At 53.4% G+C, this 12445-nt stretch carries 14 protein-coding genes; 10 read left to right on the forward strand and 4 right to left on the reverse strand.

Annotated elements, in window-relative coordinates:
* The first annotated feature begins 6 nt into the window (after positions 1–6).
* From QWJ10_RS18860 to QWJ10_RS18870, 3 genes are all read left to right on the forward strand, one after another.
* On the forward strand, positions 7–636 hold the full coding sequence (locus QWJ10_RS18860; protein ID WP_289928952.1) for an arylesterase: 630 nt from the start codon (positions 7–9) through the stop codon (positions 634–636).
* 102 nt (positions 637–738) lie between these two features.
* Positions 739–1020 carry a hypothetical protein gene (locus QWJ10_RS18865; RefSeq protein WP_010797770.1) on the forward strand — a complete coding sequence of 94 codons (282 nt, stop codon included), beginning with the start codon at positions 739–741 and terminating at the stop codon, positions 1018–1020.
* Between the two features lie 70 nt (positions 1021–1090).
* Positions 1091–2071, forward strand: coding sequence for a L,D-transpeptidase family protein (locus tag QWJ10_RS18870; protein ID WP_150347707.1), 981 nt, complete (start codon positions 1091–1093; stop codon positions 2069–2071).
* Between the two features lie 93 nt (positions 2072–2164).
* Here QWJ10_RS18870 and QWJ10_RS18875 read toward each other — a convergent pair whose 3' ends face one another.
* Positions 2165–2416, reverse strand: coding sequence for an Lpp/OprI family alanine-zipper lipoprotein (locus QWJ10_RS18875; protein ID WP_026003970.1), 252 nt, complete (start codon positions 2414–2416; stop codon positions 2165–2167).
* 458 nt (positions 2417–2874) lie between these two features.
* Between QWJ10_RS18875 and QWJ10_RS18880 the strand changes: the two genes are divergently transcribed.
* Complete coding sequence (locus QWJ10_RS18880) at positions 2875–3159, forward strand: GNAT family N-acetyltransferase (protein ID WP_010797773.1); 285 nt, start codon at positions 2875–2877, stop codon at positions 3157–3159.
* 53 nt (positions 3160–3212) lie between these two features.
* Here QWJ10_RS18880 and QWJ10_RS18885 read toward each other — a convergent pair whose 3' ends face one another.
* The gene (locus QWJ10_RS18885) at positions 3213–4289 is read right to left on the reverse strand and encodes a 3-deoxy-7-phosphoheptulonate synthase (protein WP_122044814.1); all 1077 of its coding nucleotides are present in this window, start codon (positions 4287–4289) and stop codon (positions 3213–3215) included.
* 184 nt (positions 4290–4473) lie between these two features.
* Here QWJ10_RS18885 and QWJ10_RS18890 point away from each other — a divergent pair, with 184 nt between their 5' ends.
* The 4 genes from QWJ10_RS18890 to QWJ10_RS18905 all read left to right on the forward strand — a co-directional run bounded on the left by QWJ10_RS18890 (position 4474) and on the right by QWJ10_RS18905 (position 7791).
* The gene (locus tag QWJ10_RS18890) at positions 4474–4800 is read left to right on the forward strand and encodes a thioredoxin family protein (RefSeq protein WP_197873103.1); all 327 of its coding nucleotides are present in this window, start codon (positions 4474–4476) and stop codon (positions 4798–4800) included.
* 157 nt (positions 4801–4957) lie between these two features.
* The gene (locus QWJ10_RS18895) at positions 4958–5449 is read left to right on the forward strand and encodes a universal stress protein (RefSeq protein WP_289928959.1); all 492 of its coding nucleotides are present in this window, start codon (positions 4958–4960) and stop codon (positions 5447–5449) included.
* Between the two features lie 84 nt (positions 5450–5533).
* Positions 5534–6508 (forward strand): HTH-type transcriptional regulator CysB, encoded by a 975-nt coding sequence (gene cysB / locus QWJ10_RS18900; RefSeq protein WP_019365964.1) that lies wholly within the window; start codon positions 5534–5536, stop codon positions 6506–6508.
* 125 nt (positions 6509–6633) lie between these two features.
* On the forward strand, positions 6634–7791 hold the full coding sequence (locus QWJ10_RS18905; protein WP_026003972.1) for an aldose epimerase family protein: 1158 nt from the start codon (positions 6634–6636) through the stop codon (positions 7789–7791).
* Here the strand turns inward: QWJ10_RS18905 and QWJ10_RS18910 are convergent.
* Entirely contained in the window at positions 7781–8743 is a 963-nt protein-coding gene (locus QWJ10_RS18910; RefSeq protein ID WP_010797779.1) for a LysR family transcriptional regulator, read from the reverse strand. The genes QWJ10_RS18905 and QWJ10_RS18910 overlap by 11 nt on opposite strands.
* 110 nt (positions 8744–8853) lie before the next feature.
* Between QWJ10_RS18910 and araD1 the strand changes: the two genes are divergently transcribed.
* Together araD1 and QWJ10_RS18920 are read left to right on the forward strand one after the other, a co-directional pair.
* Complete coding sequence (gene araD1, locus QWJ10_RS18915; RefSeq protein ID WP_289928963.1) at positions 8854–9849, forward strand: AraD1 family protein; 996 nt, start codon at positions 8854–8856, stop codon at positions 9847–9849.
* A 212-nt stretch (positions 9850–10061) separates the two neighbouring features.
* A complete protein-coding gene (locus QWJ10_RS18920) occupies positions 10062–11648 on the forward strand; it encodes an aldehyde dehydrogenase (NADP(+)) (RefSeq protein ID WP_074827404.1) in 1587 nt (528 codons plus the stop codon).
* 46 nt (positions 11649–11694) lie between these two features.
* On the opposite strand, the gene QWJ10_RS18925 is transcribed toward QWJ10_RS18920, so the two are convergent.
* Positions 11695–12408, reverse strand: coding sequence for a FadR/GntR family transcriptional regulator (locus tag QWJ10_RS18925; RefSeq protein WP_010797782.1), 714 nt, complete (start codon positions 12406–12408; stop codon positions 11695–11697).
* Positions 12409–12445 lie beyond the last annotated feature (37 nt).

Genomic DNA, 12445 nt, shown 5'->3' on the forward strand with positions numbered 1-12445 from the left:
TTCCGCATGCGTAAATGGTTATCGGGCGGCTGTCTCGCGCTGTTTCTAATCGCGCAACACGCCGCAGCACAGACACTTTTGATCGTTGGAGATAGTATCAGTGCCGGTTTGGGGATAGAAACGGGCCAAGGATGGGCTTCGCTGCTTGAAAAACGGCTGGACGAACAGAAGGGCAGCTACAAAGTCATCAATGCCTCGATCAGCGGTGACACCAGTGCCGGCGGGCTTTCCCGGCTATCGCCGTTACTTAATGAGCATAAGCCTGATGTTGTGCTGATTGAGCTGGGCGGCAATGATGGTTTGCGAGGCCAGCCCCCTGCGCAATTGCAACAGAATCTTGCATCAATGATTGACCAGTCCAAGCAGGCAGGTGCCAAGGTACTGCTTCTAGGAATGCGGTTGCCGCCCAACTATGGCATTCAGTATACCGAGCGTTTCGCTGCGGTTTATTCCAGTCTGGCTGAAGAAAAAAAGGTCGCACTGGTGCCCTTCTTTCTGGAGGGGGTTGGAGGAATAGAGCAGTACATGCAGGCAGACGGAATTCATCCCAATGCAGCCGGACAGCCAAGACTACTGGAAAATGCCTGGCAAGCCTTACAGCCCTTGCTTGAACAGCCGCAGAATGCAAAGCACTGAAGTTTTGTAAGATTTTACAGTTTGGGGCGGTTAAATCCGGTTCACCTGCTTTTCAGGTCAACGCCTTTCCGTTAAGGTTGCGCCCCCCTTCTGGAGCCTCAAATGTCGCGTCACGCCTGGTCCTTGTTTGGCTTTCAACTTATCGTGCCTGATTCACAGCTCGATCTGTTCGCCTGCCGGACAACACGGCTGCACATCGTTGCACGCCAGCTTGAGCTAGGCGGACATGCTGATCGTACATTGTGCGGCAGCCTTCTCCCGGCCGAGCCCAAGTTTCAGCCATTAGCTCGGCATTGGCTGAGACACTCGCAGTTATGCCCCCAATGCATGGAACGTCTGGAAGCAGATAAACGGGGTGAAGTGGGTACTGTTTCGTTCCTCTGAGGTCTCACGACCTTATAGGCGCAGTGTTACACTGACACTATTTACAGCATTCTTTTCAAAGGATTTTTCGATGTTGTCTCGCGCATCATCTATCGCCTGTTTATCGCTTGCCGTTAGTCTAACTGCCGGTACGGCTTGCGCCCTGGAATTGCCGCTTCCACCACCTGGTGAAGATATCGTGGGCGAGGTGCAGGTCATCAAGGCTGCTTACGAGGACACGTTTGCAGACCTGGGTGAGAAGTACGATCTTGGCTATTCGGAGATGGTGGCAGCGAACCCGGGCGTTGATGCCTGGTTGCCAGGGGCGGGCACCGAAGTGGTTTTGCCTACACGGTTCATCCTGCCGCCTGGGCCGCGTGAGGGGGTTGTCATTAATCTGGCTGAGTACCGTATGTACTACTACCCCAAAGGGGGTAATACGGTTTTCACCTACCCATTGGGAATTGGACGTGAAGGATGGGGGTCGCCTGTTGGGACTACCCGAATCACCGCCAAGACCAAGGACCCCAGCTGGTATCCGCCTGCATCGATTCGTGCCGAGCACGCCGCCGATGGTGATCCGCTTCCAGCCGTGGTTCCGCCTGGGCCGGACAATCCGCTTGGACCCTACAAGTTGAACCTTGCGCTACCAGGTTATCTGATCCACGGTTCCAACAAGAAATTTGGTATCGGCATGCAGGTCAGTCACGGCTGTTTCCGGATGCTGAATGAGGATCTCAAGGAGTTCGTTGGAATGATTCCGGTGAACACCCCTGTACGCATCATCAACGAGCCTTATAAGTTTGGTATCAGCCAAGGCAAGCTGTATCTGGAGGCGCATGAGCCGCTCTCGAGCGAAAATGGCAAGCCGGCCATGATCGACCAGCACACGGCTGTGGTGAATGCCATGATCCGTCGTGAGGACTTGAGTGGTCACGCTGAGCTGAACTGGGAATTGGTAAAGGATATCGTCACAGCGCAGGATGGTCTGCCCGTAGAGGTGGCTGCTACCATCAATCAGGCTTCGCAAACGGCTGCGACTGCCGCTGATCAGCCTGCTGCAGCGCTATAAAACAGTGTGGCAACAAAAAGCCCGCCAAAATGGCGGGCTTTTTGTTGCTCGCAAAAGCCGACCCGAGAGTCGGCTTAACAGGTCAGAGACCTATTATTTGCGGCTGGCTTTTTCCAGCATACGCAGAGCGCGCTCGTTAGCTTCGTCAGCAGTCTGCTGAGCTTTCTGAGCAGCAGCCAGAGCGTCGTCAGCATGACGATAAGCTTCGTCAGCACGAGCCTGAGCGCGAGCAGCAGCGTCTTCAGTAGCGGTCAGACGGGCTTCGCTTTCTTTGGAAGCGTGGCTGCAACCAGTAGCCAGGGCAGCTGCCAGAGCCAGAGCGGCAAATTTCAGAGCGTTGTTCATCATTATCCCCTTGAGGTGGACTTCCATATAGAGTGCAAATTTCCCAGCGGAAAATTGCGCGCTACATACTACTCATAACGTGTAGTAAGTAAACTGAGCGAATGCAAGGTTCGCGAGTTTTTTTCACTTTCCCTTTCATAAGCTCGATAAATTGACATTGCGTTGCTTAAAAAGTGTCCAAGGGTGACTGATGACAGGTTTTCTGACGGTATAAGGAGCGCGACTAAGGCAAACAGTTACAAGGCTAATGGGTTGTATTAATGCAAACTTCAACGCACTATTAAGCTCTTAGTCTTGCGCCAGATGCTCGTTGTATTAAGCCTAAGGTCATGATTGTTGTGCGATGGCCGGCCCGAACGGGGCAGCCATTTCTGTAGTCTGAAAATAGGCTCGGCAGCAATGTCGCTTCCCAATAAGAGAGATAAGGCGGGTAATCGGTTTTCCGCCAAGGAGCAGATATGAACGAGTCGTTTTCAATCGACCACGACCTCTCATCTCACCAGTTTGTCATCCACGTCGATGGGCAGCGAGCGTATCTTGCCTATATGGATCTTGGTAAGCAGACCATGGATTTTTACAGAACCTTTGTGCCCGATAATCTGCGGGGCAGGGGAATAGCCGCAGCGTTAGCCGAACACGCACTGACGTACGCGGAGTCACGTGGCTACAGCGTCATTCCATCCTGCTCCTATGTCGAGCGTTATATCGAGCGGCGTCAGCAGAAGCTAACGGCTCCTCACTAATCGACAGGCATAAAAAAGCCGGGTAAAGAACCCGGCTATAAGAAGACTGGCAATCAATCGCGCTTGCGCTTGGGCAGTACATCCTTGAGCTTGTTATGCATGCTCATGATGCTCTGTTCCGTCATTTCCCAATCGATGCAAGCGTCTGTAACCGAAACGCCATATTTCAGTTCGTTGAGATCCTTAGGAATCGGCTGGTTGCCATAGCCCAGATGGCTCTCCACCATCAATCCGATAATGGACTGGTTGCCTTCGATAATCTGGTTGGCAACGTTATCCATTACCAGCGGCTGCAGTGAGGCATCCTTGTTAGAGTTTGCATGGCTGCAATCCACCATGATATTAGCCTTGACCTTGGCTTTGCTTAATTCACGTTCGCATACCGCAACGCTGACCGAGTCGTAGTTCGGTTTGCCGTTACCGCCGCGCAGAACCACATGACCGTAGGGGTTACCTTTGGTCTGCACGATCGAGACCTGTCCCTGCTGGTTGATGCCGAGAAAACGATGTGGGTTTGAGACCGATTGCAAGGCGTTGATAGCAACGGTCAGGCTGCCATCGGTGCCGTTCTTGAAGCCAACGGCCGATGAAAGACCGGAAGCCATTTCACGGTGCGTTTGGGACTCCGTGGTCCGGGCGCCAATTGCAGACCAGCTGATCAGGTCCTGAAGATACTGTGGTGAGATGGGATCTAGTGCTTCGGTGGCAGTAGGCAAGCCTTTCTCAGCCAGCTCCAGCAGCAATTGGCGACCAATGTGCAAACCATCCTGAATCTTGAAGGAGTCGTCCAGGTAGGGATCGTTGATAAGCCCTTTCCAGCCGACTGTCGTCCGCGGCTTCTCAAAATACACCCGCATGACAAGGAAGAGGGTATCGGAAACCTTTTCGGCCAGAACCTTCAGGCGGTCGGCGTACTCGTGGGCTGCCTTGATGTCATGAATGGAGCAGGGGCCAATCACGACAAAAATCCGATGATCCTTGCCATCAAGGATATCACGCACCACCTGGCGACCCTGAGCGACTGTCTTGGAGGCGCTCTCGGTCAAAGGAATCTCTAGCTTGAGTTGCTCAGGCGTTATCAGGGGGTCGTTTGATACGACGTTTAGGTCATTTATAGGTAAATCGGCCATAGTGTTCTCGGAGGCCACGGTGCCTGCTTGGGCATAACCGGCTGGCGTTACGCGGTAAAAGGTGGACAAGAGGCTAACCATAACGTGTCTTCATAGGAGGCGACAATGACCTTTTCCGATTCGAGAGACGAAGCGGCCTGTTGCGTCCTTGAATGTCTTAATCAGTACGAAATAGCGAGGCTTTGTGGAATTAAGCGATCTTGATGCGGATCAGGCGTTGTTGGCGCTTTCGGGAGTAACGTTGCTTATCTTCACCAGTGAAGGGTGCTCAAGTTGCCGGTGGGCGCGAGAGCGCTTGCCGGAGATGAGCTTGCCATGCGATCGAATCGCCTGGGTCGATGCGGAGCGAAACGGAGGAATGGTGCAGCGCTATGAGGTATTTCACTTGCCTGCTCTGTTCGTAGTACGTCAGGGGCTATTTTATGGCGGGCTGAAAACGCGGATGACCGAGTCTGAGTTGAATCAGGGAATTCTGGCTTGTCTGAGCCGTGATGCTGATGATTTACCTTGATGAGAGAAGTGTGGTGTTAACTAACCAAGTCGCAAATTAAGGCATTTACCAGCATTTTGCACGGCGAAGTGGCAATACGCTGCTACGCTTTCCTATGATGAATAAGCATTCGGCATGTCGTATGACGGCCATCCACGTCAGTAGTTGAGGGGGCCAATTGATCCAATCGATTCTTTATGCAACTGATCTGGGCATCTACTCATCCTCTGTCTTGCAGCATGCGCTTGCCTTGGCGCGAGCGCATGCTGCTAAGTTGTATGTCGTACATGCGGTTGAACCCTTGGGGTTGTTCGCTGACTCGATTTTGCAAACCTATATGGATGCCTCCACGTTGGCACAATTGAACAAGCAGGGTTTCAATACCGTTTTAGCCAATATTGAGCAGCGCGTGATCGAGTGTCTGCGCGATGAAATGGGGGAGACTGCGCAGGAGTTTGACCGTATCCGTTTGGTGCGGGTCGTTCAGGGAGATCCCGCTCAGGTCATTCTTGATCAGTCCCATGATCTGGCTGTCGATTTGATTGTGTTGGGCAGTCATAGTCATGGCAGTACTTGGGATACACCGCTGGGACGTACTGCAGGCAAAGTTCTGCAAATGGCGGATGTGCCTGTCTATCTTGTACCCATGTTGCAGCATCGCAGCCATTGATAATTACCAATGGCTATAAATATTTTCGTAGTACGTTAATATAGGTTATAACAACGGTGCTGTTAGCTATAGCAAGGAGCCATCATGAAGCTTCAGCAATTGAGGTACATATGGGAAGTGGCGCATCACGATCTCAATGTTTCTGCAACAGCGCAAAGCCTGTATACCTCCCAGCCAGGCATCAGTAAGCAGATCCGGTTGCTTGAGGATGAGTTGGGGGTAGAGGTGTTTGCTCGAAGCGGCAAGCACCTGACACGCATTACGCCAGCGGGTGAGCGGATTATCCAGACCGCTGGTGAGATCCTGCGTAAGTGCGAAAGCATCAAGCAGATCGCCCAAGAGTTCTCCAACGAGAAGAAAGGCACGCTTTCAATCTCCACGACGCACACCCAGGCCCGCTATGCCTTGCCGGATGTGATCAGTGATTTCATGAAGCAGTATCCGGATGTCGCCCTGCACATGCAGCAGGGTACACCTATGCAGATTGCTGAAATGGCAGCAGATGGCACAGTTGATTTTGCCATTGCAACGGAAGGCCTTGAGCATTTTGGTGATCTGATCATGCTGCCCTGCTATCGATGGAATCGATGTGTCATCGTGCCCCATGGTCACCCCTTGGCCAAAGTGCCCAAGCTCACCCTGGAAGCCCTGGCTGAGCATCCCATCGTCACCTACGTATTCGGTTTTACAGGGCGTTCCAAGCTGGATGAGGCCTTTAGTCGGAGAGGATTGGAGCCAAAAGTCGTTTTCACCGCAGCCGATGCCGACGTTATCAAGACCTATGTAAGGCTCGGTCTGGGGGTGGGAATCGTGGCGGATATGGCGGTTGACCATAAGCTCGACAGTGACCTTGTTGCGCTGGACGCCAGTGAATTGTTCGAGGCCAGCATTACCAAGATCGGCTTGCGTCGGGGGACCTTCCTGCGTGGATATATGTGTGACTTCATCAGTCGTTTCGCCCCGCATCTGACGCGTGAAGTCCTGGTGCAGGCGATGCAGTGCCATAGCCGCCAGGAAGTTGAAGACCTATTTACTGATGTCACATTGCCGACCTACTAGATTCGCTTAATCATCGTATGAAAGAAAGGGAGTCACTTCGTCTCATTTTGTGTCAGAGTGACAAGGTGAGCTTTCCAGCGGCTCACAGGTGTCCCTTACAAGAAAAACAATACGAGGTTCATACGATGAAAGTGTCCCGAAAGTCTGCTGTTCTGCTAGGTATAGGTTTCGCTCTTATGTCCGGACTCTCCCAAGCCAGCTCGTTGCATGTTGATCGTGCCCCGTTCGGGTCACTTCCTGATGGCCGTGCCATCGAGCGCTATACGCTACAAAATAGCAACGGAATGCGAGTTGGCATCATTACTTATGGCGGTATCGTCCAGTCCATTGAGGTGCCCGATGCAAAAGGGCATGTGGAAGATGTCGTTCTAGGTTTTGATGATGTGAAAGGCTATCTGGATAACGGAACCGTTTACTTTGGTGCGCTGATCGGCCGATTCGGCAATCGCCTGGCCAAAGGCAGGTTCGAGCTTGATGGCAAGACGTATCAGGTGCCGATCAATAATGATCCAAATGCTCTGCATGGCGGACCGGAAGGCTTCAATACCAAGGTATGGCAGGCCAAGCCTATCGAGGGCAAGGATTGGAAGGGCGTATCGCTTAGCTATGTTTCGTCTGATGGTGAGATGGGCTTTCCAGGCACGCTCACTACTACTGTGCGTTATACCCTCAACGAGCATAACGAGTTGCAGATCGAATATACCGCAACGACGGATAAGCCTACGGTAGTCAACCTGACTAATCACAGTTATTTCAATCTGGCGGGCGCTGGCAACGGGACCATTCTCGACCAGAAGGTGACTATCCATGCGTCCAAGTTCACCCCGATTGATTCAACGCTGATTCCGACCGGGGAACTGGCTGAGGTGAAGGGTACGCCCATGGACTTTGTCCATCCGACTGCTATCGGTGCGCACATTCGTGACAACGACCAACAGCTGAAATATGCCGAGCCCAAACAGGGTGGCTTTGATTTCAACTGGGCATTTGATAAGCCGGGGCAGCTCGATGCCGTAGCGGTTACGGCTTTTGATCCATCATCCGGGCGGCGTCTGGAGATGTATACAACCGAGCCGGGCGTGCAGTTTTATACCAGCAACTTTCTGGATGGCACCATCAAGGGCAAGCAGGGCAAGGTTTATCCGCACTGGGGAGCGTTTACGCTGGAGGCTCAGCACTTCCCCGATGCACCAAACCAGCCCAACTTTGCCAGCACTCGCTTGAATCCCGGCGAGACATACAAGCAGACTACCATCTACAAATTCTCGACCCTCAAGCAGTAATCTCCTGCCTATGGGGCTGCACCGTCAGCCCCATATCCTGCCTTAATTCTTCAATCAGCATTTTGGCCGGTGCGGTGACGTCCATGCCCTGGCGAATGACAACGCTATAGGGCTCGCTGTTGATTTGCAGGTCAATGGAAAAGCGCTTGAGCAAGCCAAAGCGTTCACTGAAGAGCGCTACATCGCTAGGCATCACAGCCAGAAGATGCGGATCCTCCTGCAACAGGCTAAGCATCGTGAACGTAGAGGCCGTTTCGATGGGATAGCGCGGAAAGTCGAGCCCTGCAAGGCGAAACTGCTGCTCCAGCGCGAGGCGCATGGGCATGTTGGACGGATAGACAACCCAGCGATAGCCTGTCAGCTCGTCCAGACTGGAAAGTGATGCGTTGGCCAGCGGATGGTTGGGATGAGCCACCAGCGCCAGGCTTTCTGGATGTTCGATCAGCTTTTCATATGCATCAGGCCGGGTGCTTACGCTGGTTCGGCAAATCACTACGTCTACCCGCCCTTGGTCGAGAAGGGCAAGCAGTCGCGCGCTGGTGTCCTCCGCGATATGAATCGACAGTTCCGGCTGTTTCTGGCGAAGCCGATTGAGCGACTGCATGAGCAGCGGCACCGCACCCATGATAACGCCAATGGACAACCGGCCACCCTGACCATGCAGGATGCCAATCATTTCTTCCCTGAGGTGGGCAATGTCAGACTGAATGAGGCGCGCATATCGAGTCACGCAGCGTCCCAGATCGTTAGGTACCAGTCCCTGACTGGTACGTGTAAAAAGGGTGGCGCCTAGTGTCGCTTCAATTTCATGGAGGGCTTTCGTTGCACCCGGTTGAGTAATAGCAACCTGCTCGGCAGCCTTGTGCAGTGAGCCATGCTCCTCAAGGGCAATGAGAAGCTTGAGCTGACGTACGCGTAGGCGCGATGAAATGGAATTCAAAGATGGAATCATGGGAATAACCAAAGGTTATCGCTTAATCAGTACCTCTCATTAGGCAGCGTTCTGCGCGCGCCGTAAAGTATGCGCTATCCATTCAGCCCATAACGATAAGAGCAAACCCCATGAGACTGATTCAATTTGAGACTTCAGAAGGCCAGCGCCATGTAGGAGTGGTTGAAGGCGAGAATCTCCAGATTGTACGTAATGTTCGCACGACACGTGAGCTGGCACTGAATGCAATCCGAAATGGACGTGATCTGGTTGCTGAGGTCCAGGCGCAGGGTACCGAGCCAGGACCGAGTTATGACAGTGTGCTCGAAGCCCGTCGCGTATTGCCTCCGTTGGATCATGACGACACGGCCCACTGCCTGGTTACCGGAACTGGGCTTACGCATCTGGGCAGTGCTTCTACGCGAGACAAGATGCATCAGCACAACAATCAGGACGAAGCCAAGTTGACCGACAGCATGCGTATGTTCAACTGGGGACTTGAAGGCGGACGACCTTCGGCCGGTGAAGTGGGGGCGCAGCCAGAATGGTTCTACAAGGGTGACGGCAGCATTGTTGTCCGTCCGGGCGAGGATTTTTCCCTTCCCGAGTTTGCCGAAGATGCCGGTGAAGAGCCTGAATTGACTGGCCTGTATGTCATCGGTGATGACGGGCAACCTTATCGGGTAGGTTTTGCGCTGGGAAATGAGTTTTCCGATCATGTCATGGAACGGAAAAACTATCTTTATCTGGCGCACTCCAAACTGCGCTGTTGCGCATTTGGGCCTGAATTACGAGTAGGTGAGCTGCCTCGCCACCTTTCAGGTATGAGCCGGATTCGCCGTAACGGTGAGGTCCTTTGGGAAAAGGAATTTCTTTCAGGCGAAGAGAATATGTGTCACAGCCTGGCGAATCTTGAATACCACCATTTCAAGTACAACCAGTTTTTGCGTCCGGGCGACGTACATGTACATTTTTTCGGAACGGCTACACTGTCCTTCGCTGACGGTATCAAGGCGCAGCTGGGAGATCGGTTCGAAATCAGCATGCCTGAATTCGGTAAACCTCTGATCAATGGCATCGCTTCCCATGAGCCGGATTTCGTAATAGGCAACATCAAAGCGCTATAACTTTCTGAACATCAAGTGCTTTAAACGTGGATTGTCAGCTAAATCTGCCTTCATAAGAGGCCGGTTAAATCACTAAATTGCTATGTTGTATGATGACTTAAAGTCCGACAGGATGTACCTTTAGTGCCTGACACCGATGTTCTTCTCATTTTATCTGCGTGAGCATTGGCTCGCGCAGTGTCCTGAAACCCTTTACGGTCAAGGAGTTAAGCATGCAGATCACAGGGCATAACTATGTTGGCGGAGCGCGTAGTGCTAAAGGCGAAACTATCGTCTATAGCGTGGATGCGACCTCTGGAGAACAGTTATCGTATAAGTTCTATCAGGCTACGCCTGAAGAAGTTGATGCTGCTGCACGTGCTGCGCAAGAGGCTTATCCCATCTATCGCAGCCTGAGCGCTGAAAAGCGTGCCAGCTTTTTGGAAGCCATTGCAGACGAACTGGACGCACTGGGTGACGATTTCGTGCAGCTGGTTTGCCGCGAAACCGCATTGCCTGCTGGCCGTATCCAAGGCGAGCGTGGACGCACCAGTGGACAGATGCGTCTATTCGCTCAGGTCCTGCGTCGTGGTGATTTCTACGGGGCGCGCATCGACCGTGCCTTGCCTGACCGCAAGCCGCTGCCTCGTCCAGACCTGCGCCAATACCGTATCGGTCTTGGTCCAGTAGCCGTATTCGGTGCAAGCAACTTCCCGCTGGCATTCTCTACCGCAGGCGGCGACACCGCTTCGGCACTGGCTGCCGGTTGCCCGGTTGTGTTCAAGGCCCATAGTGGTCACATGGGAACAGCTGAATATGTGGCTGAAGCCATTGTTCGTGCGGCTGAGCGTACTGGCATGCCGGCTGGCGTTTTCAATATGATCTACGGCGCTGGCGTCGGCGAGCAGCTCGTCAAGCATCCAGCCATCCAGGCGGTCGGTTTCACGGGCTCGCTGCGAGGTGGCCGCGCACTGTGTGATATGGCTGCTGCACGTCCTCAGCCGATCCCGGTTTTTGCTGAAATGTCCAGTATCAACCCGGTTCTGCTGATGCCTGAAGCACTCAAGCAGCGCGGCGATAATGTGGCTAACGAGCTGGCCGCTTCGGTCGTGTTGGGGTGTGGTCAGTTCTGTACCAACCCGGGCCTGATCATTGGCATTCGCTCGCCGGAGTTCTCTGCATTCCTAGAGCGTTTCGCCGCGACTATGAATGACCAGCCGGCGCAGACCATGCTCAATGCAGGCACCCTGAAGAGCTATGTCAAAGGTCTCGAGCATTTGAATGCTCACTCCGGTATTACTCATCTTGCCGGTGCAACCCAGCAAAATAACAATCAGGCTCAGCCACAGTTGTTCAAGGCTGATGTCAGCTTGCTGCTGGAAGGTGATGAGTTGTTACAGGAAGAGGTTTTTGGCCCAACTAGCATTGTGGTAGAAGTTGCCGATAAGGCCGAGCTGATTCGCGCATTGCATGGCCTGCATGGCCAGCTGACCGCGACGCTGATTGCCGAGTCGGGTGACTTGGAAACCTACGGTGCTGAGCTGACAGCTGTGCTTGAGCAAAAAGCAGGGCGTCTATTGATCAATGGTTATCCAACCGGCGTAGAAGTCTGTGACTCCATGGTTCATGGTGGCCCTTACCCGGCAACGTCCGATGCTCGCGGAACCTCCGTAGGTACGCTGGCCATCGATCGCTTTCTGCGCCCGGTCTGCTACCAGAACTACCCGGATGCACTGCTGCCTGAGCCACTCAAGAACGCTAACCCGCTGGGTATTGCCCGTCTGGTTAACGGCGTTACGACACGCGATGCGCTGAGCTGATCGCTCCGTTAATGAAAAGCCCCGGCGCGCCGGGGCTTTTTTATGGCTATTCGCCCTCTAATACCAATGTAAGAGCCTTACGTGCGTCTTCTAGTTGTACCAGGGTGGCATGTTTGGCGCCCAGGGCATCGCCATGTTGAATAGCCGTCAGGATCGCTTTATGGCGGGGAAGGGCGAACTCATGAAGGTTGGGACGCCTGTTTGACTGCTTGAGCGATTCGCGCAATGCCAGCGATAACATGTTGCAGAGGTTAGCCAAGAGGTCATTGTGAGTGGCTTCGGCAATCTGACTGTGGAAATCCAAGTCCGGTTGTAACCACTCTTCCGGCGTCTTGGCTGCTTCCATGCGCTGATAAGCGTTCTCAATGGCCGCTACGTCATCAGGTGTGGCATGCGTAGCAGCAAGCGCGGCGGCAGCGGGCTCTATAATGCAGCGCACGCTTGAAAGCATGTTGAAGAAATCGTTTTGTGGCGTCGTTTCCATCAGCCAGTGCAGTACGTCGGGATCAAGCATATGCCATTCGCGACGAGGCCTGACAACCGTGCCCACCTTGGGTTTGGAGTAGACAAGCCCTTTGGCTACCAAGACTCGGGTTGCTTCGCGCAGCACCGGGCGGCTGACAGCATACTCCTCGCACAGTGACGCTTCAGGTGGAAGCTTGGAGTCTGCAGGAAAATGGCCAGAAACGATATGCCGGCCCAACTCCTGAACGATTCGGGCATGCATGCTTTTGCGAAGTGAAGGTTTGCGATATTCCATGAGGCGCGACGTGGCGATCCTGTTTCGAGGCCGCGCA

Origin of the sequence: Pseudomonas sp. WAC2 (genome assembly GCF_030403525.1) — a bacterium.
GTDB lineage: Bacteria > Pseudomonadota > Gammaproteobacteria > Pseudomonadales > Pseudomonadaceae > Chryseomonas > Chryseomonas luteola.